Origin of the sequence: Daeguia caeni (genome assembly GCF_042653845.1) — a bacterium.
Taxonomy (GTDB): domain Bacteria; phylum Pseudomonadota; class Alphaproteobacteria; order Rhizobiales; family Rhizobiaceae; genus Brucella; species Brucella caeni.
Window position 1 is genome coordinate 1 of the sequence record NZ_JBHSEL010000109.1, and the last position, 22,267, is coordinate 22,267.

Below are 22,267 nucleotides of genomic sequence, written 5' to 3' on the forward strand. Positions count from 1 at the left end.
CCCAACTAGCCAGTAGTTTGAATCATATTTTAATCGAAAGGGGAATCCCTTTCGATTCCATCAAAATGTGAGTTGCTCTAAAGTCATCGGCCGCCGCAGCAGAAAATAGGTGTGAAACAAAAAATGGCGGATGCGCATATCGATTCTCCGGACTATGCAATATGATGCACATTCGAAGCGCCATGCATCATTAAATTTTATGATTGCCGTTTCAGCCTGATCACAACGTATAAAGTCCGGTTATGTTTCGTCTGACCCACATATCTGATGTCCATCTCTCGCCTTTGCCGCATGTGCGCTATCGTGATCTCGCATCAAAACGGATTACCGGCTACATCAACTGGCTGCGCAACCGCCGCAAATCCATGCAGGGCAATACGCTGGAACGCATCATTGCCGACATGCTGGAGCAGGCACCCGACCATATCGCCGTCACCGGCGACATGGTGAATCTGGCCCTCGATCTGGAAATCGAAAATGCCCGTGAATGGCTGAAACGTCTTGGCGAGCCGGAGAATGTGTCGGTCGTGCCGGGCAATCATGACGCCTATGTCCCCGGCGCGCTCGCCAAGGCCTGCCGCAAATGGGAGTCCTGGATGCGTGGCGACGGCATCGACAATACGGGCAGACAACTACAATTTCCTTATCTACGCCAGCGCGGCCCTGTTGCCCTGATCGGCGTCTCCTCAGCCCGCGCCACCGCTCCCTTCATGGCCAGTGGCGACTTTCTGCCGCCGCAGGCAAAACGCCTGGCCGCAATGCTGAACGAGGCCAGAGAGTGCGGCCTGTTTCGCGTGGTGATGATCCATCATCCGCCCGTCTATGGCGCCACCTCTGCCCATAAGCGGCTGTTTGGCATTGGCCGGTTTCAGAAACTCATTCGCAATTGCGGCGCAGAGCTCATCCTGCACGGCCATACCCATCTTGCCACGCGTCATGACATTGACGGACCGGACGGCAAGGTGCCGGTGATCTGCGTGCCCTCCGCAAGCCAAAGCTATGGCGGACACAAGCCGCCTGCACGCTACAATATTTTCGACATTGCGCCACAGGAGGGCGGTGGCTGGTCATGCCTGTGGCAGCAACGCGGCATCGCCGAAGCTGCTGAGCACATACTCGATCTCGGCAGTGAAAGACTGTATTGAAGCCGACCCGCTTCCTCGCAGGTTATTGTTTTCGCAGTTCCGGACGGAAAACCTATTCCCACCTTTCCTGGAACTGCTTTTGTCAGGCAAAAAGCGCGATAAAACGCTCACCAAATAGCAGGAACAGGACGAGCGAGGCTCCAACCACGCCAAGCAGGAACCAGATCAATGCCGACAGGCAATAATCGATCCTTGTCTGTTCAATGAGCGTTTTTCCCGCAATCGTCGTTGTCTTTTCGCCAGCTGCAACCACATCGCCTTCCATGATCCGCGCGCGCTCGACCAGCCGGTCAGCAATATAGGCGGTGACGGCGTCGGCAATCACCTTCGGATCGCTGTCTTCTGCAACGACGATCCGCCCCCGCCGCGTATCGCGCTGGAACCGATAGGTGCGCCTGTCTCGCCCCATCGTCACATGTGCCGTTGCATCAATCCACAGACGTGGCTGCAACCCGGAGGAAATGGCAAAATCCCACAGGCTGCCATCCTGCGGCACGGCGTCAAAAACCGGTCCGAGTTCCTGTGCCAGCACTTCAAGCCGCGCAATATCCGCTTCCTTGATATCGACAAGACCATCATCGCGGTCAGCCGCCGCAATCTTGGCGGCACGAATGGCATCGACAAGATTGCGTGAAGCTGCCAGGGACTGTTCGTTCAACGCACGCATAAGCGGCCCATCTTTGACTGACACTGTACACCGGTTGCGACAGGTTAATGCAAGTTTGGCCTGCATCCAACGAAAAAGGCGGCGCCGGACGCCGCCTTTTCAAACCATGCTTAACCGGATTACTTGCCGATCACACGATTCGCCGCCGAGACGATTGCTTCGAGCGAGGCGCTGACGATATTGGCATTGATGCCGGCACCGAACAGCTTGCCGCCCGGATGGGCAATCTCGACATAGGAAATGGCCGAAGCGTCCGACCCCTGTTGCAGGGAATGTTCGGAATAGTCGACAACCGACATCTTCACGCCAAGATATTTCGACAGCGCATCCATGAAACCGTCGATCGGGCCGGTCCCCTTGCCTTCAATCGTCTTGGTCACACCATTATCGATGATCTCGGCCGTGAGAATACGGCGGCCCTTCTGTTCCGGATCCGGATAGGTGTGATGATCGACAAATTTCAGCCGCGCATCCGGCTGGTTGATGTAAAGCTTCTGGAATTCGTCATAGATACGCTTTGACGGCAATTCCTTGCCTTCTTCATCGGTGATGTGCTGGATGATTTCGCGGAATTCGACCTGCATGTTGCGCGGCAGGTTCAAGCCATAGTCTGCCTGCAGGATATAGGCAATGCCACCCTTGCCCGACTGCGAGTTGATGCGGATGATCGCCTCATAGGTGCGACCGACGTCCTGCGGGTCGATCGGCAGATAGGGCACTTCCCAGATCGGCGAATTGGAGGTCTTGCGCGCCTTCATGCCCTTGTTGATCGCATCCTGATGCGAACCGGAGAAAGCGGTATAGACCAGCTCGCCCACATAAGGATGGCGTTCAGGAATGCGCAGCTGGTTGGAATATTCGTAGACTTCCTTGATCCGGTTGATGTCGGAACAGTCGAGTTTCGGATCAATGCCCTGCGTGAACATGTTGAGCGCCAGCGTCACCACATCGACATTGCCGGTGCGCTCGCCATTGCCAAACAGGGTACCTTCAACGCGGTCAGCACCCGCCATCAAGCCAAGTTCTGTTGCGGCAATGCCCGTGCCACGGTCATTATGCGGATGCAGCGAAATGATCAGGCTTTCGCGATTGTCGAGATTGCGGCACATCCATTCGATCTGGTCGGCATAGACGTTCGGCGTATTCATCTCGACCGTTGAAGGCAGATTGATGATCAGCTTGTTGTCCGGCGTCGGCCTGACGATCTCGATAACGGCGTTACAGACCTCCAGCGCGACTTCCAGTTCCGTACCGGTGAAGCTTTCCGGCGAATATTCAAAGCGATAGCCGCCGCCAGCCTTGGCCGACATATCCATGATCATCTTGGCTGCGTCGGTTGCAATCTGCTTGATGCCGGCAACGTCCTTGCCGAACACGACGCGGCGCTGCAATTCGCTGGTAGAATTATAGAAATGAATGATCGGCCGCTTTGCCCCTTCCAGCGCCTCAAAGGTACGGGTGATCAGTTCCGGACGGCACTGCACCAGAACCTGCAGACTGACGTGATCCGGCACATTGCCTTCTTCAATCGTCCAGCGGCAGAAGTCGAAATCCGTCTGCGAAGCGGAAGGGAAACCGATTTCGATTTCCGGGAAACCCATATCGACGAGCAGACGGAACATGCGTTCCTTGCGGTCATGGCCCATCGGATCAACCAGCGCCTGATTGCCATCGCGCAGGTCAACCGAACACCAGATCGGCGCCTTCTCGATCCGCTTGGAAGGCCAGGTGCGATCATCGAGTTTCGGAGCCGGAAATGGCGCATATTTCGTGGCAGCATGAGGCATGCCGCGGGTGTGGCTGTCGGTTTGTGGCTTAACGACGGTCTGGTTCATATTTCATATCCTTCCGGCTTTCGGACGGCAGCAATGGCCGACAAGCGCGGTCTGTATTGATCAAATTTCGGAAGATGTAAAGTAAAGGAGCAGAGGCTAGCGCGCCGGTATCGACCGCCGGACGCTCCTTCAACGAGCCCGGCGATCGCCGCTAAGGCCGAGGGTAAGAAGCGAGTTCAGGACGCAAACATTCACACGCGCGCATTTCGCGGCGGCGGAATATCTCAAAGATGTTGCGTGTCTCGTAACCATGCCTCAACTTTTACACACCCAGCCTTTTGGCTGCAAGCAGGAATTTTGTCAGGCAAACGGAATTGCGTTTGTTCCTGGAGGCAGCTTGGCCTCGTCTTCCGGCTCGACATGGATGACGACGCGTACATTTTCAAGCTCCCGCTTCAACGCATCCTCGATGCGGTCACAGATCTTGTGCGACTCACTGACCGTCATGTTGGCCGCCACGACAAGATGAAATTCGATAAAGGTGACCCGGCCGGCAATGCGGGTGCGCAGATCATGTACTTCGATTGCCCCGGCCGCATTGGCGGAAATCACGTCACGAATGCGGATTTCCTCTACAGGTTCCACGCCAATATCCATCAGCCCCTGCACCGAGGAATTGATGACGTGCCAGCCCTGCCACAGAATGTTGAGCGCAACGAGAATGGCCAGAAGCGGATCAAGAATGTTCCAACCGGTCACGACCGAGGCAATCAGGCCAAACAGGACACCAACCGAGGTGAAAACATCGGTCATGATATGCTTGCCATCGGCTTCAAGCGCTGGCGAGCGTGCACTGCGGCCAACCCTGATCAGGATGCTTGCCCACAGACCATTGAGCACGGAAGCAACCATATTGATTGCAAGCCCCAGCCACGGCTCATCCATGGCACGCGGCACAGACAGCGCAAACCAGGCTTCCCGGAAAATCAGCAGTGCTGCCACCACAATCAGCACCCCTTCCACAACGGCAGAAATATATTCCGCCTTATAGTGCCCGAAGGGATGATTGCCGTCGGCCGGCTTGTAACTGACATTGATTGCCCACAATGCCCCCATGGCGGCAATCACATTGACGATCGATTCCAGCGCATCCGAATAAAGCGCAACCGATCCTGTCATCCAGTAGGCCAGATATTTCAGGGCCATGACGGCGAAAGCAACGGGGATCGACCAGACGGCAAGCCGTCTTACTTTATCTTTCGTGTCCATGGCAGACCTTCGAATTGACTGATTCCCAACCAGCTCCGTCTCTGGCCGAACTGGTTTGCATAAACGTCTCACATCCGGCAGGCGCAAGACACTTGCGCCCTCGAAAATTCCCATCGGGCCTCGCAAAGACCGCTTCCGGTTCTTGCAAGGCACGATGCGCAAGCGGCACATCATTCAAATGCAAACTGACGGGCCCAACACAATGCCTGCGCGCCGCGCGTGTATTTCGATGGGCTCTATAGCCTAAATCGCCGGCCGATCTAACCCTGAATCTGCACTGTCAGCAAATAATTTTCTGTTGCAAATGCAATGCATTACACTTGCAGATGATTTGCGGTTGCACGGACGAAACAGGGCTTTCCCCTCAGGACATCCAGCTTGCAGGATACAGCCTGTTCACGCAGGAATTGCAGGGAAGGAAAAGCAGGACGCCGGTCTGATGCTTCAGACCGGCGTCCACAAATGCAGTTGACTGCGCACTCAATAGTTGGTGCGGCGTGCCTGATGCTTTTTCGCCAGATGCTGCACCACATTTTCAATCATGCGCATGCCGGCATTATGCCCAAGCGTCATGATTGATTCCGGGTGAAACTGAACGGCTGCAACCGGCTCCTTCTTGTGTTCGAAGGCCATGATCACACCGTCTTCGGTCTCGGCCGTCACCAGAAGATCATCTGGCAGGCGTTCAGGATCGGCAAAGATCGAATGATAGCGGCCAACCGTCACTTCCCTGGGCAAGCCGGCAAAAATGCGCTCAGGCTTCGAGACGCGGATGCGTGATGGCTTGCCATGCATTGGAATGCGCAGCTGCCGCAAGGTGCCGCCATAGGCCTCCGCCAGTGCCTGCAGACCAAGGCAAACGCCAAAGATAGGCAGATTGCGCTTGCGCGCCTTTTCGATTGTTGCCTTGCAGTCAAAATCCTGCGGCGAACCTGGCCCCGGTGACAGCACGACAAGATCGGGCTTGATGCGATCAAAGATTTCTTCCGCCACCGGCGTGCGCACGGTCGAGACCGTCGCTCCGGTCTGGCGGAAATAATTGGCCAGCGTATGCACGAAGGAATCCTCATGATCGACCAGAAGGATGGACACGCCCTCGCCCACCTTTGTCACCACGCGTTCTTCAGCAACCTTGTTGCTCTTTTCTGCCTCGCGCACGGCCGCGATCATTGCCGATGCCTTCAGTTCGGTTTCGGCCTCCTCTTCCTGCGGATTGGAATCAAACAGCAGCGTCGCACCGGCACGGATCTCCGCCACGCCATCCTTGATGCGGATGGTGCGCAGCGTAAGCCCCGTATTCATGTCGCCGTTGAAATGCATCATGCCGACCGCGCCGCCATACCATGCGCGCGGACTGCGTTCATTTTCTTCCAGGAAACGCATTGCCCAGAGCTTCGGCGCGCCGGTGACCGTCACGGCCCAGGCATGGCTCAGAAAACCGTCAAACGCATCCATGCCATCGCGCAGACGCCCTTCAATATGATCAACCGTATGGATCAGACGCGAATACATTTCGATCTGGCGCCGGCCAATCACCCTGACCGAACCCGGCTCGCAGACGCGGCTCTTGTCGTTACGGTCAACATCGGAACACATGGTCAGTTCCGATTCATCCTTCTTGGAATTGAGCAGCTTCAGGATCTGTTCGGAATCCGAGATCGCATCATCGCCACGCTTGATCGTGCCGGAGATCGGGCAGGTCTCGATACGCCTGCCATTCACGCGCACGAACATTTCCGGCGATGCGCCAACCAGATATTCATTCTCCCCCAGATTGATGAAGAAGGAATAAGGCGACGGATTCGTCATTTTCAGGCGACGGCAGATTTCCGACGGCGCCGTATGGCAGCGTTCATAGAAGGTCTGCCCCGGCACGACCTCAAACAGATCGCCGCGGCGGAAGCTTTCCTTGGCGCGCTCAACCAGCATGGCATATTCGCCCGGTTTATGATCGCCGCGCGGCAGCTCCCTGTCAGATGGCACGAAGGGCCGGGCTTCGGTTTTGCGGTCAAGACCATGGGTCGAGGATCCACCGCAGGTAAATTCATAGCGATCAATCCAGGCCTTGGCGGCATAATGATCGGCGACAAAGATCTCGTCCGGAATGAACAGAACCAAATCGCGCTGATCATCCGGGCGCTTCAGCTTGTATTCGATCGGATCAAACTGGAAGGCCAGATCATAACCAAAGGCGCCATAAAGACCGAGATTGGCATCTTCTTCCGAGAAGAACAGACCGACAATCGCACGCAAAACCGTGAACACGGATGGTATGCGCGAGCGCTCTTCTTCGGTGAAGGTGCCGCTTGGTTCGGCAACTGTCAGCACAATGCGCTTTTCTTCCGCCGTATTGATCGTGACTTCAGAAAGCGCTTCGACGCCCTGCAGGATCGGGCGCAGCAGCACGACGCCGCGCGCATTCAACGCCTCGATGCGCATCACCCGGCCCCTCGCCGTAATGACGACCGGCGGATCGACAATGGCGGTATCCCAACGCGTATAACGACCAGGATATTCATAGTTTGAGGAGAAGACCGCCCCACGTCTTTCATTCAGCGCGTCGATATAGCTTTCGATCGCCCCCTTGTAAGAGGTAAAATGACGCGCGCGCTCGACAATGATGCCCCCTGCGGTCTCGTGTCTGACCAACTCGCTCTCTACCTGTTTCGCGTTCATACCCAGTCGATCCCAGATTTCAGACTGTTTCTGGCATTTGATTGGTGTTCAAAGCCTTTGAAACAGCCGGTTGCCATATTCAATATCCTTCAAGACCATGAACCGCCGTCCAGACACCAAACAGACAACCAAACAAAAAGGCCGCCCGGATGATCCCCCAGCGGCCTGTCCCCTCTACGCAATTGCGCAAACGCCAGCGTGGCCGCCTTTCAGCGGGCCCACCACCAACCATTCATGACAACGCGCGAAATGCTCATGCGCTACTGTTAGCGCCAGCCTGGAAAGCTTGCAACTGGAAAATTTGTGCTGCAGAGTTTGAGGCGCCTCTCATGTGCACATGATTTCATGCAATCCGGCCTCATCCGACCTACAGAGATAAATTAAATATAAACTTATAATATTAAATTAAATAAAATACATCTATACTGTAATAAATGACAGTTTAATACACACAGAAAAAGAAAACCCGGACATTGCAATTTGTCCGGGTTTTCATTATTACCCTGATCAGGTATTTGAAATAAGGGTAATTCATGCCTGCAATTTATCTCCAGTGGGCATCCATTACCCGCGAGCATTATGAATAGGTAAAATACTACTTTAAGTATACTTTAAGTATACTTTAATTATTACCATAAGTTGCAAATTGGCGCAACCTGTAATTGTCATTTTCTTGACTTCTTGAAATTAATGGTATTTTTAGAGATTCCGCTTTGAATTCCTTGGAGAATTTTCATTTTTTCGGCTTGCGCCTTTCACATATTTCCGATTCATTCCATTCGCCTCTCAAAGACTTGCAAGCAAGAGCCACTCAAACGGCCTGAATTCGGGGAAACATGATGAAAAATCTCGATGAGATGGATCGCAACATCCTGCGTGCGCTCCAGGAAAATGGGCGCCTGACCAATACGGAACTGGCTGAACGCATCAATCTGTCACAAACCGCCACGGCCGAACGTGTCAAACGTCTGACCCGCGAAGGCTATATTCTCGGATATTCCGCTCGCCTGTCGCCCAAAATGCTTGATCGCGCCATGCTGGTTTTCATTGAGATCAAGCTGGACAGAACCACGCCGGAAGTTTTTGAAACCTTTGCCAATTACACCCGCAACAACCCTGATGTGCTGGAATGTCACATGGTGGCCGGCGGCTTTGATTATTTGGTCAAGGCTCGCGTATCGGATATGGATCACTATCGCCGCTTTCTTTCGGAAGCGCTGCTGTCGCTGCCGGGCGTACGCGAATCGCACACCTATGCAGTCATGGAAGAAGTCAAGGAAACCGCTCATATTGCCGTCTAGAGCAGTTCCAGAACCAGTGAAAACCAGTTTCTGCCCCGAAGCGTGAAGACGCGATTGTCAGAGCAATTCAGAATATCCGTCAAAATCTGGATTGCTCCAGGGCAGCTTCCCCAGATGATCACGGACGGGTCCTGACCTGCAATTCTTCCCTGCCACCTGAAATGTGACTTGCCGCAAACACATGATCGCAGGCACAAGCTGCAACAGAAACAGGGCGGCTCTATTGCCCCCATCTGGTTGCGGCTATATACAAATTCGTGCCCATTGCCTGCTGTTGCATTCTGCTGCGTCACTTGGAACATGCAAGCAAGGCAAACCAGAATGGCCACCCGGCATTCATGCTGTCGCGCGCAAAGCATTGCTGCAACCATTCTGACTGATGAACTGAAACCATGGGGCAATCCCTTGCCCGAACTGAAAGCCCCGCCGATGATTTCCACCCGTCTGGCCGCCTTTCTTGCAAAGCACAATATCCACTATGGCTGGATTGTCGCTGCAATTACCTTCCTGACCATGCTGGTCACGGCTGCGGCCATGGGGTCGGCCGGCATTCTGATTGAGCCGCTTCAGCGCGAATTTGGCTGGACCAATGCCAATATTTCCTTCGCCATGGCCCTGCGTCTGGTCCTGTTTGGCCTGATGGGCCCGTTTGCTGCGGCTTTCATGAATCAGTTCGGCCTGCGCCGCGTCATTGCAGCAGCCCTTGCCATGATCACATCTGGCATTCTCGGCTCCATCTTCATGACGGAAGAATGGCAGATGGTGGCGCTGTGGGGCATTATCATCGGCCTTGGCACCGGCATGACAGCACTGGTGCTGGGTGCTACGGTTGCCGCGCGCTGGTTTGAACAGCGCCGCGGTCTGGTCGTCGGCCTGATGACCGCAAGCAATGCCACCGGCCAGCTTGTCTTCATGCCCATTCTGGCCAGCGTCGCGCAGGAAATCGGCTGGCGCACCTCGCTTGCCGTGGTGGTTGGCCTTCTGACCACCACCCTTCTGCTTGTGCTTTTGTTCATGCGCGACACGCCAGCCGATGTCGGGCTGAAGCCCTATGGCCGCACCGCACCTATGCCTGCCCCAGAGCCGAAAAAGAGCTTTGGCGCGATGGCCATGCAGCCTTTGGTGACGCTGCGCGACGTTTCATCATCAACAACATTCTGGGTGCTGTTTCTCACCTTCTTCGTCTGCGGTTTTTCAACCAATGGCCTGATCCAGACGCACTGGATTTCGCTGTGCGGCGATTTCGGCATCGCTCCGGTTGGCGCGGCCGGCATTCTGGCTGTGGTCGGCCTGTTCGACCTTGCGGGCACGATTGGCGCAGGCTGGCTGTCCGACCGTTTTGACAATCGCTGGCTTCTGTTCTGGTTCTATACCCTGCGCGGCCTGTCGCTGATCTATCTCACCTTCACCAATTTTACGGTGGCAGAGCTTGCACTGTTTGCCATCTTCTATGGCCTCGACTGGGTCGCCACTGTGCCGCCAACCGTCAAGCTTGCGGCCGACCGCTTTGGCCCGGAACTGGCTGGCATGGTGTTCGGCTGGGTCTTCACTGGTCATCAGGTCGGTGCTGCGGCGGCTGCGGCCTTCGCCGGCTTTGTCCGAACCGACTATGACAGCTATACGCCGGCGCTCATTCTCGCAGGCGCCTTGTGTTTTGCCGCCGGGGCAATGGTCTTCCTGATAAGCCGCACCGCGCCAAGTAAAACCGCGTTGCAGAACTCATAAGCCGCTATCGCCCCAATCGGCGCGCCGCGCCCAGCGGAAGACATCGCCATCACGTTTGGTGACAAGCTGTTCCTGTGCCGTTCCGTCGCGCTTGCACAGCTTGATCGCCACCTTGCCGCCGCCTGTCTTTGGCGGTGCGATCACCCTCGCTTCATAAGCCACAGGCGCTTCCCGAACCGCCGCCAGATAGATGAATTTTTCATCCTCCCACGGCACTTCTGCATCCTTGGTCAGACGATGAACACGGGAACGCGCAACCCGGCGCGCAAAATGGCACCAGTCTGGCGCAATAATCGGACACTCCTGCTGATGCGGACAGGGGGCGACAATGAACGCATTGTTTTCCAGCAGAAGACGACGCGCATCAAGAATGCGCTGCCAACCTGCCGGCGTGCCCGGCTCGATCACAACCAGCATCTGTTGCGTTGCGGCCCACAAACGCTCAACCAATAACCGGCGCTGATCCGGTGCAAGCTCATCCAGCACATAGGCCAGTGTCACCAGATCGGCCTGCGGCAAGGCAAGCTTGTTGCTGGTAATGTCGCCAGCCTGCCAGTCGAGCCTATCATAGCCGCTCTGTTCCGCAAGCACGCTGCCAAGCGTGCGGATGGCCGGACTTGCCTCGATCATGGTGGCCGAGGCCAGATCCGGCCAGCATTGTTTGGCCGCCCAGAGCACCGTTCCCGGCCCTGCCCCGACATCAAGCAGGGATTGCGGGGCAAGATCCGGGCAGATCTCGGCAGCACTTTCCAGACTGGCCCGCACCGCTGCATAGGTCGCAGGCAAACGCGCCGCCAGATAGGCTTTCGCGGCCATATCATCGGAAATATGCAACTGCCCATCGCGTGTTTCGGCGCGATAGCGCCGCGACAAGAGATCGGAAGCGCGTTTCAGATCCTGCAGCGCCACGCCTTCCAGCATGGCGTCCACCGCATGTCGCAATGCTACGGGCAATTCCATTGCCGGTCAGCGCTCCAGTACCTGTTTGATGTCCACCAGATTGGAGCGCACACGCAAGATATAGAAGCCCATCGTGGTCAAATGCGATGGCGTCAGCCAGGCATCCGGTTTGCCGTTCGATACAATGAATGGCTGCATATCAAGCGCATCACGCAACTGGCCTTCCATCTCGTCCCAGACGCCATCGAGATGTTTTTCTGACATAACCAAGCGGAAATCGGAATGGGCCGCGCGCAACAGACCATAATAGGCATAAAGCTGGCCATAGGCGAACCAGAAGCGGTCATCGGCGCGGGTGTCAAACCAACCGGCGTGATAATTTTCCGAACGATCCCTCAATATGGCCGAGGTCGAGCCAAGGTCGCTGGCAATACGATCGACAAACTGGATCAGATTGTCGGCGCGCGCATCAAAGGTCGCCTGACAGTTTTCAAGCCTCTTGTTGAAAGCGCGCAAATCCTTGATTGCAGAGCGATAATAGCTTGGTGTCGGTGTCTTGGGTCCAAACGGATTGAGGCCGAAATACCAGGCATCCTCGGCAAATTGCAGATTGCCGCGCGCCTTTTGCAGATCGGCATCAATCTGCGACGTGCCACGCAGGCGGCCAATATTGTCCACGAGCTCGATTGCCGTGCGGCGCACAGCGGAGTTGATGCCGCGCTGGAACGAGGCCTTGTTGTCCAGGAAAGGCGTGCGATCCCAGGACAAGCCAAAAAGCCCAAGCTTGTAGAGCAGCATGGAGGAAACCCATGCATTCTGGTTGACATTGAAATCGATGAGATCAGCCGTCACTTCGGCAATGGCCGATGGCGAACATTTGCGCGCGGTTGCAGGCACCTGTGCGGTCTGCACGGGCTGGTCAGCGGCAGGATGATCTGCCGGAGCCGGTCCGCCCGTTGCCGTATCGGTCGCTGGCGCGGACTGCGTTTCAGACCTGACTTCCTCGCCCGGCGTAATCGCGGTCTGATAGCTGTATTTTGCCGGATAATCCGGATTGAAATTGGTCCAGACCTGGGTTTGCCAGACGAAATAGAAATAAAGCCCGCCCAGGCCCAGCACGATAACGGCGACAATCGCCTTCCACAGCACATTCAGCCGGAGATAAAGCCGCCACAAGCCACCAAGCGGCACGGCGACCAATCTTGCCAGGGCGGCAATGAAACGGCCAAGGAATGAAAAAAAGCCTCGCACAACATCCCACACTGACGCAATTCCTCTCATCAACTGAAGCTCATGGTTTCAAATAGAGTGTGCAACGTCTTTCGACAACAACCTTTGCCGCAATGAATGCATGTCTGGGATTTTCACCACTCCACTTGCAACCCAGGGGCTATGCGTAATATCATCCTGACAGATGCCAAACCGACAGGGTCCGTGCCATGTCATTCAGCTTGGCATGGGTAGATTGATTTGTAAAATCAAAAGCTTGTAAAACAAAGGCGTCTGAGGCACAGATTAGCCGACACTTTGGCCGACCTGGCTCACCGGGAACAGACACGCCAGCAAATGATTAAAACACAAGGGGAAAACCATAGCAAACATCATGACTGAACGGCTTGCCCTTCGATGGCTCTTGAATAACAGATCCTTTGGTGTTTGCTAAAAAGCTAAGGCTGTGGCGTACTTCCCGGCAATCACGCCTTGGCAGATGGAGAGAAGAATGAAATCAGTATCGACCTGCATGCTAACGCTTGCCCTCGCTGTGTTCGGCGGTGGAACTACGATCCTTTCAGCCACGTCTGCCCATGCCGCTGCAGACCCGGAAAGCTGTTCCACTGTGCGTTTTTCCGATGTAGGCTGGACTGACATCACATCTACCACAGCCCTTGCCACCGAAGTGCTCAAAGGCCTTGGCTACAAGACCGACATCAAGGTTCTGTCCGTGCCGGTAACCTATGCTTCACTCAGCAAGAAGGATATTGACGTGTTCCTTGGCTATTGGAACCCGTCCATGAGCGCCGATCTCAGGCCCTATCTGGAAGACAAGAGCGTGGAAACACTGCGCACCAATCTTGTTGGCGCAAAGTATACGCTGGCCGTTCCAACCTATGCGGCCGAGGCTGGCCTGAAGGATTTCAAGGACATTGCAGCCTTCAAGGACAAGCTCAACGGCAAGATCTACGGCATTGAGCCCGGCAATGACGGCAACCGCCTCATCCTCGACATGATCAACAAGGATGCCTTTGACCTGAAATCCTTCGAGCTGGTGGAGTCGTCCGAACAGGGCATGCTGGCGCAGGTTGCCAAGAGCATCAAGGCGAAGGAGCCGATCGTGTTCCTGGCATGGGAGCCGCATCCCATGAACAAGCGCTTTGAACTGACCTATCTTACCGGTGGCGACGATTTCTTCGGCCCGAACCTTGGCGGCGCCACGGTCGAGACCAATGTGCGCGCCGGCTATACCCAAGAATGCCCCAATGTCGGCAAGTTCCTGTCCAATCTCGAATTCCAGCTTGATATGGAAAACGAGATCATGGGCAAGATTCTCGATGATGGCGAGGATCCGGCCAAGGCTGCCATTGCCTACCTCAAGGCCAATCCCGCCGTGCTTGAAAAATGGCTTGATGGCGTAACCACGATAGACGGCCAGGAAGGCCTGCCTGCCGTAAGGAAATCGCTCGGCCTTTGATGGCTATGGGCCGCGTCTGCGGCCCTGCCAGGCTCAGCTTCCGCCATCTGATGAAATGGCAAGTGGACTATGTACGCCGTCCTTGGCCCGAAACTGGCTTTCTTTTGTGGCAGACAAGCACATGATGACCGGACCTGCCGGAAAGGCTCAGGTAGCGGGAGACACCCGCACAGACCGCCTGATGCAGCGGGTCGGCCCGTCTTCGGCGAGCGACGATGCTGAGCGATTCAGCAGTGCGTCTTGCCGAAATGAGATGAAAATGCTTCACATTCCTTTGCCTTTTCTCCGCCCAACCAAACGGATAGTCTCACTTCCATCACATGAACGGCCCTGAGTCTGGACGTCACCGATACTGCAGACAGGACAGCAGGAGAATAATCGTTGAACTTGCTGACGGATTACAAGATCCCGGTCGGACAGACCGCCAAGCTGGTGGTGGACTGGCTGACAACACATCTCAGTAACTTTTTTGACCTCTTTGCCGCCATCGTCCAGGCTTTGGTCGACGGCCTGCTCTATCTCCTGAGCTTTCCACATCCTCTCATTCTGATTGCGCTCTTTGCTGCCATTGCCTGGTTCATCCAGCGCCGTGTCGGCGTTGTCATCCTGACCGTGGTCGGCTTGCTGTTCATTCTCAATCAGGGCTATTGGGATGCCACGCTCAAGACCCTGACGCTTGTCATCTCGTCCTGTTTCATCTGCATGGTCGTGGGCGTGCCGATCGGCATTGCCGCCGCGCACCGACCGCGCCTTTATGCCGCCATGCGCCCGATACTCGACCTGATGCAGACCCTGCCAACCTTCGTCTATCTCATTCCGGCCATCATCTTCTTTGGCATTGGCATGGTGCCCGGGCTGATTGCGACAGTCATCTTCGTCATTCCGGCCCCCATCCGGCTGGCACAGCTTGGCATTGCCTCAACCCCTGAGTCGCTCAAGGAAGCTGGCGAAGCCTTTGGCGCCTCGTCATGGCAGGTTCTGTGGAAAATTGAACTGCCCTATGCCATGCCGCAGATCCTTGAAGGTCTGACACAGACCATCATGCTGTCGTTGTCCATGGTGGTGATTGCCGCACTCGTAGGAGCTGACGGCCTTGGTGTGCCAGTAGTGCGTGGCCTCAACTCGGTCAATACTGCGCTTGGCTTTGAATCCGGCCTTGTGATTGTCGTGGTCGCCATCGTGCTCGATCGCATCTTCCGGGCCAATCGCATACGTTAGGAGCGCCTGCATGACCATCATATCCTTACAGGACGTTTCCATCATTTTTGGCAAACAGCCGGACGATGCGCTTGCGCTGGCAGATGACGGCGCAACCCGCGAGGAAATCCAAGCCGCGACAGGCATGATTCTTGGCGTCCACAACTGTTCGCTGAATATTCGCGAAGGCGAGATTGTCGTCCTCATGGGGCTTTCCGGCTCCGGCAAGTCAACGCTCCTGCGCGCCATCAACGGGCTTAACCCGATCGCGCGCGGCCGCGTGCTCGTACGGGATGGCGATTCCGTCATTGATGTCGGCCGAACCGGCAAGAATGCCATCTGCCATCTGCGCATGCATCTGGTTTCGATGGTGTTCCAGCAATTTGGTCTCCTGCCATGGCGTACCGTGGAAGAAAATGTTGCTTTCGGGCTGGAACTGTCGGGCATGCCCAAGGAAAAGCGCCTTGCCATTGCGCGGGAGCAACTTGAGCTGGTCGGGCTCCAGCAATGGGCCGGACACAGGATCTCATCCCTGTCTGGCGGCATGCAGCAGCGTGTCGGCCTTGCCCGCGCCTTTGCCACCGGCGCTCCAATCCTGCTCATGGACGAGCCATTTTCCGCACTTGACCCCCTGATCCGCGCCCGGCTTCAGGATGAATTGCTGGCGCTTCAGGCAAGTCTGCAGAAAACCATCGTTTTCGTCAGCCACGATCTCGATGAAGCCATGAAGCTTGGCAATCGCATCGCCATCATGCAGGGCGGCCGTATCGTACAATGCGGAACACCGCAGGACATCCTCTTGCGGCCAAGCAATCAGTATGTCGCCGACTTCGTCGCCCACATGAATCCGTTGAATGTCTTGCGCGCAGGCGACATCATGACACCGCTTGATCGCAGTGCCCCGCCCCGCCCCTTTGCGGCCACAGCACGCCCCGAGACCTATGTGCGCGATCTGATGCAAGCCGTCGCTGCCACCAGCGGCGATGTCGGCATTGTCGACAATGGTACCATCATCGGCAAGATTGCCGCCGATGATATTATTCGCGCCCTTGCCTGGCACCAGAGCCGTCATTCGCTGTAAACAGATCTCTCAGCCGGCAAACAAACACCGCGCCCTTGCAGGCGCGGTGCTCAAAGTGGCCCCGGAAAAGCGGAAACCGGTTTCCCATCCGGAACTGCGAAATGTCAAATGTCAGGGCAATCCAGATTTTCAGGGAAACTCTGAATTGCCCTGGGTCTCAGACATGAGGCCTGTCAGCCTGCTGCCTTTGCCGCTTCGCGTGCCGCCGTGCGGGCTGCCACACGGGCACGAATGGCCTCGACATCCGCGCGTGGCGTCGCAGCAAACAGCTTTTTCGTATAGTCATGCTGCGGATTGTTGAACACCTCATCACGTGAGCCATATTCAACCACCTCGCCGAAATACATCACCATCACATCATCAGCGATATAACGCACCACCGACAGGTCATGGCTGATGAAGACATAGGTGAGACCAAATTCTTCCTGCAAATCCGCGAGAAGATTCAGCACCTGTGCCTGCACCGAAAGGTCGAGGGCCGAAACCGGCTCATCCAGAATGAGCAATTTCGGATTGAGCATCAGCGCGCGCGCAATCGCAATGCGCTGACGCTGACCGCCGGAGAACATATGCGGATAGCGGTTGTAATGTTCCGGGCCGAGCCCAACCTTCTGCAGCATCAGCATGGCGCGTTCGCGGCGTTCGGCCGCCGACATGTTGGTGTTGAGCAACAGCGGTTCGGCCAGCACATCACCAATCTTCTGGCGCGGATTGAGCGACCCATACGGGTTCTGGAACACAATCTGCACCATCTGGCGCATTTCCGGCGTCAAGCCATCACGCGCAATATTGATGTCCTTGCCGCCAATCAGCAATTCGCCAGAGGTCTGCGGATCGATCATGGTCAGAATGCGTGCAAGCGTTGACTTGCCGCAGCCCGATTCACCAACGATCGCCAGCGTCTTGCCCTTTTCGACCTTGAAACTCACGCCCTTGAGGGCACGAACTATCTTGGGCTTGCCGAAGATGCCGCCACTGACATGATAATCGCGCGTGAGATTGCGCCCTTCGAGAACGATCTCGCTCATTGCGCCTCTCCTGCATTCGCTTCCAATATGAAGTCAGACACGGTTGGCAGACGGTCGCCAACGGCATTTTCCGGCAGAGCGGAGAGGAGCGCGCGTGTATAAGGATGTTTTGGCGCGGAAAACAGCGACAGAACGTCGGCTTCTTCCATCTTGTGCCCCTTATATTGCACGATCACGCGGTCAGCCGTTTCGGCTACCACACCCATATCGTGGGTGATCATGATCATCCCCATGCCATGTTCGACCTGAAGCTGCATCAGCAGATCAAGGATCTGCTTCTGAATCGTCACGTCGAGCGCCGTTGTCGGTTCGTCGGCGATCAGAAGCTTCGGATTGCAGGCTATCGCCATGGCGATCATCACGCGCTGGCACTGACCACCCGACATCTGGTGCGGAAAGCTGTTGAGGCGTTCCGCAGCATCACGAATGCCGACCAGTTCCAGCAGTTCAATCGCCCGCTTGCGGCTTGCAGCACCATTCATGCCCATATGCTGTTTGAGCACCTCCTGCAGCTGATAGCCGACCGTGAAGCACGGATTGAGGCTTGCAATCGGCTCCTGGAAGATCATCGAAATATCGCATCCGATGATCTTGCGCCGTTCCTTGTCAGACATGGCCTGCAAGTCCTTGCCGTCGAACATCATCCTGTCCGCCGTCACGGTTGCGGTCTTGGGCAGAAGCCCCATCACCGCCAGCATGCCGACCGACTTGCCCGACCCCGATTCACCGACAATGGCCAGAACTTCGCCCTTGTCGACGGTGATATCGATGCCATCGACGGCCTTGAATGCGCCCGTGGACGTATCGAAGGAAACCGAAAGGTTTCTGATTTCAAGCAGAGCCATGGATCAGCTCCTCTTCAGCTTCGGGTCAAGCGCATCGCGCAGACCATCGCCAATCAGATTGATGGCAAGAACCGTGATCAGGATTGCCAGACCCGGGAAGGTCACAACCCACCATGCGCGCATGATGAATTCACGCGCTTCGGCCAGCATTGTTCCCCATTCCGGTGTTGGCGGCTGCGCCCCCATACCAAGGAAGCCAAGGGCAGCAACATCGAGAATGGCATTGGAAAAGGACATGGTTGCCTGCACGACCAGCGGCGCCAGGCAGTTCGGCAGGATGGTCTTGAACATCAGCCGGATCTTGCTTGCACCAACAAGCTTGGCCGCTGTGACATATTCACGTTCCTTCTCTGCCATCACGGCAGCACGGGTCAGACGCGAGAAATGCGGCAACAGCACGAGCGTGATCGCGATCACCGCATTGATCAGGCCCGGCCCCAGAATGGCCACCAGAACCAACGCCAGAAGCAGCGACGGGAAAGCCAGCATCACGTCCATGATGCGCATGAAAACCGTATCGATACCGCCACCGAAATAGCCGGCGACCAGACCGATCACGATGCCAAGGCACATGGAGAACACGACAATGATGAAACCGACCAGCAGCGAATAGCGCGCACCATAGATGAGGCGCGAAAGAATATCGCGACCAACCGCATCGGTGCCGAGCAGGAATTCCGTCGTGCCGCCCGTTTCCCAGAACGGAGGAGTCAGCAGATTGTCACGGAACTGTTCCGTCGGATCATGCGGCGCCAGATAAGGTGCAAAGATTGCAACCAGAACCAGCGCCAGAAAGATGATCAGACCGATAACCGCACCGCGGTTAACGCTGAAATAGTACCAGAAGTCCTTGAGAGAGCGGAGCAGGCCGACTTCGCTGTCTGTCTCCGGCTGAATGACTGTCTGTGTCATTTTATCCTCACTTATGCCGGATACGTGGATTGATGAGGCCGTAGAGCAGATCAACTACCAGATTCACAATCATGATGATGATAGCGATGAGCAGAAGGCCACTCTGAACGACCGGATAATCACGACGCGAAATCGAATCGAGCATCCACTTGCCGATACCCGGCCAGGAGAAAATCGTTTCCGTCAGAATTGCGCCAGCCATCAACACGCCGACCTGCAGGCCGATTGTCGTGATGACCGGGATCATGGCATTGCGCAGGGCATGCAGGCCGATCACGCGGCGCAACGGCAGCCCCTTGGCACGCGCAGTGCGCACATAATCCTCGCCCAGCACTTCCAGCATGGCCGAGCGCGTCTGGCGCGCAATGACGGCAAGCGGGATCGTTGCCAGCACGATTGTCGGCAGGATCAGATGCGAAACGGCAGAGCCAAACGCACCCTTCTGTCCCGACAGCAGGCTGTCAATCAGCATGAAGCCCGTGACCGGCGGGAAATAATACATCAGCGAAAGCCGCCCGGAGACCGGGGTCCAGGCCAATACGCCGGAAAACAGGATGATCAACAGGAGTGCCCACCAGAAAATCGGCATCGAATAACCGACAAGGGCTGCCCCCATCAAACCCTGATCAAACCATGAGCCGCGCTTGACCGCAGCAATGACGCCAGCTGGAATGCCGATCAGAACCGCCAGGAAAATGGCACAGATCGAAAGCTCGACAGTGGCTGGGAACAGGGTGAAAAATTCAGTCAGCACAGGCTTTTTCGTCACCAGTGACTGGCCGAAATCACCATGCAGAAGATTTCCGAGATAATTGAGATATTGTTGCCAGAGAGGGCGATCAAAACCAAGCTGTGCCATCAGTTCGGCGTGGCGCTCCGGGCTTACCCCGCGCTCGCCCGCCATCAGAAGCACAGGATCACCCGGCAGCACGCGCACGAAGGCGAATGCAACGATAGTGATGCCTATAACTGTCGGAATCAGATAGGCGAGTTTGTTCAGCAAAAATCGAAACATGAAAAAACTCCGACCGGATGCAGGGTCGAGACCCTACACCCGGCCGCTCGCGTTGTCAGGATTATTCGGCGATATCGACTTCTTCGAAGCGATAATCACCAAGCGGGCTCATCTTGAAGCCGGTTACCTTGGCAGACATCGGAACGAAAACGGTCGAATGACCGATGGTGTTCCAGGGAGCCTGCTCCTTGAAGATGACCTGTGCTTCTTCGTAAAGCTTGGTGCGTTCTTCCGTGCTGGTCGAAACCTTGGCCTTCTGGATCAGATCTTCGAACGGCTTGTAGCACCACTGGGCGCGGTTGTTGGAACCAACGCCAGCGCAGCCAAGTAGCGTGCCAAGGAAGTTGTCCGGGTCACCATTGTCACCCGTCCAGCCGAGGATAACGGCACCGTCGCGTTCCTTGTCGCCCGACTTCTTGAGATATTCGCCCCATTCCATCGAAACGATTTCGGCGTCAACGCCAACCTTGGCAAGGTCAGACTGCATCAGTTCAGCCGTACGACGTGCGTTTGGCATGTATGGGCGGCTGACAGGCATAGCCCACAGCTTCATCTTCAGACCCTTCACGCCAGCGGCTTCGAGAGCCTTCTTGGCAGCTTCCGGATCATACTTGTCGTCTTCGATCTTGTCGTTATAGCCCCACATTGTCGGCGGGATCGGGTTCTTGGCGACCTGGCCAAAGCCCTGGTAAACCGCATCAATGATTGCCTGCTTGTTCACAGCCTGGTTGAGCGCCTTGCGCACTTCCGGCTTGTTGAACGGTTCCTTCAGCGTGTTGTAGGCAAGATAGGCCACGTTCAGCCCGGCCTGTTCATCAACCTTGAGGTTTGAATCAGACTTCAGACCTTCAATGTCTGCCGGAGCAGGATAGGACATCAGATGACATTCGCCAGCCTTCAGCTTCTGTGCGCGCACAGCCGGATCGGTGGTGATGGCAAAGACGAGATCGTCAATCTTCGGACGGCCGCCCCAGTAATTGTCATTGGCCTTGAAGCGGACAACGGCGTCCTTCTGATAGCCGACAAACTGGAACGGGCCCGTGCCAACCGGAACCTGGTTGAGGTCGTCCTTCTTGTTATCGGCTGCGAGCTTATCGGTATATTCCTTCGAGATGATCGAAGCGAACGGCATCGCGATATTGGCAAGGAATGGCGCTTCAGGGCGGGTCAGCACGAACTTGACCGTATGATCGTCAATCTTGACGATTTCCTTGATCAGCGGGCCCATTTCCATGCTGTCGAAATATTCATAGGTGACGCCCGGCGTGTACTGATGCCATGGGTTGTCCTTGTTGCCCATGCGATCAAAAGTGAAGATCACATCATCGGCATTGAAGTCGCGGGTTGGCGTGAAATAATCATTCGAGTGGAATTTTACGCCCTTGCGCAGATGGAAGGTGTATTCCAGACCATCGTCCGAAACTTCCCATTTCTCAGCCAGGCCAGGAACAACCTGGGTCGTGCCGTTTTCGAATTCGACCAGACGGTTATAGACCGGGTGCGCCGACGCATCGAACGTATCACCACCGGTATATACGGCCGGATCAAAGCCTTCGGGCGAAGCCGGCGAGCAATATACAAAGGTTTTTGCCGAAGCAGCACCACTCATCATCGCGACGAGAGCAGTTGCTGCGAGCAACTTTTTATAGGTCTTCATCGTTTAATCCGCCTCCACGGGAATTCCTGCCGCGCGCACCCTATTGCCCGCGGCCTGCCTTTATCGAACCGTTTGCGACATCACTTTGCAAGCGTATTTTTGCTGCGTTTATGATAATGTTAATACGATTTTAAATATTTATTAGATTATTTTTCCAGCAAAAGCGTTTTATACGAAAAATTGCGTTTACTCATCATCAAACGGAATTTTATTTTAACCGTTTTAACCAGGCCGCACATCGCGCCAAAAAAATCGGCAAGCCACGGAAAAGCTAGCACCTCACAATTAGAGGGAATGAATTTTCTTAGAGCCCGACTCAAAATTCCATTTTTGCGATACGCCTCGTCATTCGCCTGATTGAGGAGATGACCATCCAAGCTTGTGA

General features: G+C 55.6%; 18 protein-coding genes. 6 read left to right on the top strand and 12 right to left on the bottom strand.

Features of this window, described 5'->3' with window-relative positions; translation table 11 throughout:
- Window positions 1-242: 242 nt before the first annotated feature.
- Window positions 243-1,145: a metallophosphoesterase family protein gene (locus ACFO1V_RS10905; protein ID WP_374833984.1), complete on the top strand. Its 903-nt coding sequence runs from the start codon at window positions 243-245 to the stop codon at window positions 1,143-1,145.
- Window positions 1,146-1,227: 82 nt separating this feature from the next.
- On the opposite strand, the gene ACFO1V_RS10910 is transcribed toward ACFO1V_RS10905, so the two are convergent.
- The 4 genes from ACFO1V_RS10910 to ACFO1V_RS10925 form a co-directional block, all read right to left on the bottom strand.
- Complete coding sequence (locus ACFO1V_RS10910; protein WP_374833986.1) at window positions 1,228-1,812, bottom strand: hypothetical protein; 585 nt, start codon at window positions 1,810-1,812, stop codon at window positions 1,228-1,230.
- A gap of 119 nt (window positions 1,813-1,931) precedes the next feature.
- On the bottom strand, window positions 1,932-3,647 hold the full coding sequence (leuA, locus tag ACFO1V_RS10915; RefSeq protein ID WP_374833988.1) for a 2-isopropylmalate synthase: 1,716 nt from the start codon (window positions 3,645-3,647) through the stop codon (window positions 1,932-1,934).
- A 300-nt stretch (window positions 3,648-3,947) separates the two neighbouring features.
- Window positions 3,948-4,856, bottom strand: coding sequence for a cation diffusion facilitator family transporter (locus ACFO1V_RS10920; protein WP_374833990.1), 909 nt, complete (start codon window positions 4,854-4,856; stop codon window positions 3,948-3,950).
- 480 nt (window positions 4,857-5,336) lie between these two features.
- Window positions 5,337-7,532: an anthranilate synthase component I gene (locus ACFO1V_RS10925; RefSeq protein ID WP_374833992.1), complete on the bottom strand. Its 2,196-nt coding sequence runs from the start codon at window positions 7,530-7,532 to the stop codon at window positions 5,337-5,339.
- An 839-nt stretch (window positions 7,533-8,371) separates the two neighbouring features.
- On the opposite strand from ACFO1V_RS10925, the gene ACFO1V_RS10930 reads away from it, so the two are divergent.
- Window positions 8,372-8,833, top strand: a complete 462-nt coding sequence (locus ACFO1V_RS10930; protein ID WP_374833994.1) for an Lrp/AsnC ligand binding domain-containing protein — start codon at window positions 8,372-8,374, stop codon at window positions 8,831-8,833.
- Window positions 8,834-9,262: 429 nt separating this feature from the next.
- Complete coding sequence (locus ACFO1V_RS10935; RefSeq protein WP_374834018.1) at window positions 9,263-10,558, top strand: MFS transporter; 1,296 nt, start codon at window positions 9,263-9,265, stop codon at window positions 10,556-10,558.
- On the opposite strand, the gene ACFO1V_RS10940 is transcribed toward ACFO1V_RS10935, so the two are convergent.
- Together ACFO1V_RS10940 and ACFO1V_RS10945 are read right to left on the bottom strand one after the other, a co-directional pair.
- Window positions 10,553-11,518, bottom strand: a complete 966-nt coding sequence (locus tag ACFO1V_RS10940) for a small ribosomal subunit Rsm22 family protein (RefSeq protein WP_374833996.1) — start codon at window positions 11,516-11,518, stop codon at window positions 10,553-10,555. The genes ACFO1V_RS10935 and ACFO1V_RS10940 overlap by 6 nt on opposite strands.
- 6 nt (window positions 11,519-11,524) lie before the next feature.
- The gene (locus ACFO1V_RS10945) at window positions 11,525-12,739 is read right to left on the bottom strand and encodes a DUF2333 family protein (RefSeq protein ID WP_374833998.1); all 1,215 of its coding nucleotides are present in this window, start codon (window positions 12,737-12,739) and stop codon (window positions 11,525-11,527) included.
- 439 nt (window positions 12,740-13,178) lie between these two features.
- On the opposite strand from ACFO1V_RS10945, the gene ACFO1V_RS10950 reads away from it, so the two are divergent.
- The 3 genes from ACFO1V_RS10950 (at window position 13,179) to choV (ending at window position 16,425) form a co-directional block, all read left to right on the top strand.
- Complete coding sequence (locus tag ACFO1V_RS10950; RefSeq protein WP_374834000.1) at window positions 13,179-14,147, top strand: choline ABC transporter substrate-binding protein; 969 nt, start codon at window positions 13,179-13,181, stop codon at window positions 14,145-14,147.
- Between the two features lie 381 nt (window positions 14,148-14,528).
- Entirely contained in the window at window positions 14,529-15,365 is an 837-nt protein-coding gene (gene choW / locus ACFO1V_RS10955) for a choline ABC transporter permease subunit (RefSeq protein ID WP_374834002.1), read from the top strand.
- A gap of 10 nt (window positions 15,366-15,375) precedes the next feature.
- On the top strand, window positions 15,376-16,425 hold the full coding sequence (gene choV, locus ACFO1V_RS10960; RefSeq protein WP_374834004.1) for a choline ABC transporter ATP-binding protein: 1,050 nt from the start codon (window positions 15,376-15,378) through the stop codon (window positions 16,423-16,425).
- A gap of 173 nt (window positions 16,426-16,598) precedes the next feature.
- On the opposite strand, the gene ACFO1V_RS10965 is transcribed toward choV, so the two are convergent.
- From ACFO1V_RS10965 to ACFO1V_RS10990, 6 genes are all read right to left on the bottom strand, one after another.
- Window positions 16,599-17,453, bottom strand: a complete 855-nt coding sequence (locus ACFO1V_RS10965; RefSeq protein WP_374834006.1) for a dipeptide ABC transporter ATP-binding protein — start codon at window positions 17,451-17,453, stop codon at window positions 16,599-16,601.
- Window positions 17,450-18,298, bottom strand: coding sequence for an ABC transporter ATP-binding protein (locus ACFO1V_RS10970; RefSeq protein ID WP_374834008.1), 849 nt, complete (start codon window positions 18,296-18,298; stop codon window positions 17,450-17,452). The genes ACFO1V_RS10965 and ACFO1V_RS10970 overlap by 4 nt, the downstream gene beginning before the upstream one ends.
- Before the next feature lie 3 nt (window positions 18,299-18,301).
- Window positions 18,302-19,210: an ABC transporter permease subunit gene (locus ACFO1V_RS10975; RefSeq protein ID WP_374834010.1), complete on the bottom strand. Its 909-nt coding sequence runs from the start codon at window positions 19,208-19,210 to the stop codon at window positions 18,302-18,304.
- Window positions 19,211-19,217: 7 nt separating this feature from the next.
- On the bottom strand, window positions 19,218-20,225 hold the full coding sequence (locus ACFO1V_RS10980; RefSeq protein ID WP_374834012.1) for an ABC transporter permease subunit: 1,008 nt from the start codon (window positions 20,223-20,225) through the stop codon (window positions 19,218-19,220).
- A gap of 61 nt (window positions 20,226-20,286) precedes the next feature.
- The gene (locus tag ACFO1V_RS10985; protein ID WP_374834014.1) at window positions 20,287-21,882 is read right to left on the bottom strand and encodes an ABC transporter substrate-binding protein; all 1,596 of its coding nucleotides are present in this window, start codon (window positions 21,880-21,882) and stop codon (window positions 20,287-20,289) included.
- A 146-nt stretch (window positions 21,883-22,028) separates the two neighbouring features.
- Window positions 22,029-22,267, bottom strand: a 239-nt coding sequence (locus ACFO1V_RS10990; protein ID WP_380075106.1) for a hypothetical protein, incomplete at its 5' end; no start/stop codon positions are given.

Bases quoted from the DNA above. Each gene is read 5' to 3' on its own strand.
- ACFO1V_RS10905 (WP_374833984.1), top strand. From the start codon at position 243: ATGTTTCGTCTGACCCACATATCTGATGTCCATCTCTCGCCTTTGCCG.
- ACFO1V_RS10910 (WP_374833986.1), bottom strand. From the start codon at position 1,812: ATGCGTGCGTTGAACGAACAGTCCCTGGCAGCTTCACGCAATCTTGTC.
- leuA (WP_374833988.1), bottom strand. From the start codon at position 3,647: ATGAACCAGACCGTCGTTAAGCCACAAACCGACAGCCACACCCGCGGC.
- ACFO1V_RS10920 (WP_374833990.1), bottom strand. From the start codon at position 4,856: ATGGACACGAAAGATAAAGTAAGACGGCTTGCCGTCTGGTCGATCCCC.
- ACFO1V_RS10925 (WP_374833992.1), bottom strand. From the start codon at position 7,532: ATGAACGCGAAACAGGTAGAGAGCGAGTTGGTCAGACACGAGACCGCA.
- ACFO1V_RS10930 (WP_374833994.1), top strand. From the start codon at position 8,372: ATGAAAAATCTCGATGAGATGGATCGCAACATCCTGCGTGCGCTCCAG.
- ACFO1V_RS10935 (WP_374834018.1), top strand. From the start codon at position 9,263: ATGATTTCCACCCGTCTGGCCGCCTTTCTTGCAAAGCACAATATCCAC.
- ACFO1V_RS10940 (WP_374833996.1), bottom strand. From the start codon at position 11,518: ATGGAATTGCCCGTAGCATTGCGACATGCGGTGGACGCCATGCTGGAA.
- ACFO1V_RS10945 (WP_374833998.1), bottom strand. From the start codon at position 12,739: ATGAGAGGAATTGCGTCAGTGTGGGATGTTGTGCGAGGCTTTTTTTCA.
- ACFO1V_RS10950 (WP_374834000.1), top strand. From the start codon at position 13,179: ATGAAATCAGTATCGACCTGCATGCTAACGCTTGCCCTCGCTGTGTTC.
- choV (WP_374834004.1), top strand. From the start codon at position 15,376: ATGACCATCATATCCTTACAGGACGTTTCCATCATTTTTGGCAAACAG.
- ACFO1V_RS10965 (WP_374834006.1), bottom strand. From the start codon at position 17,453: ATGAGCGAGATCGTTCTCGAAGGGCGCAATCTCACGCGCGATTATCAT.
- ACFO1V_RS10970 (WP_374834008.1), bottom strand. From the start codon at position 18,298: ATGGCTCTGCTTGAAATCAGAAACCTTTCGGTTTCCTTCGATACGTCC.
- ACFO1V_RS10975 (WP_374834010.1), bottom strand. From the start codon at position 19,210: ATGACACAGACAGTCATTCAGCCGGAGACAGACAGCGAAGTCGGCCTG.
- ACFO1V_RS10980 (WP_374834012.1), bottom strand. From the start codon at position 20,225: ATGTTTCGATTTTTGCTGAACAAACTCGCCTATCTGATTCCGACAGTT.
- ACFO1V_RS10985 (WP_374834014.1), bottom strand. From the start codon at position 21,882: ATGAAGACCTATAAAAAGTTGCTCGCAGCAACTGCTCTCGTCGCGATG.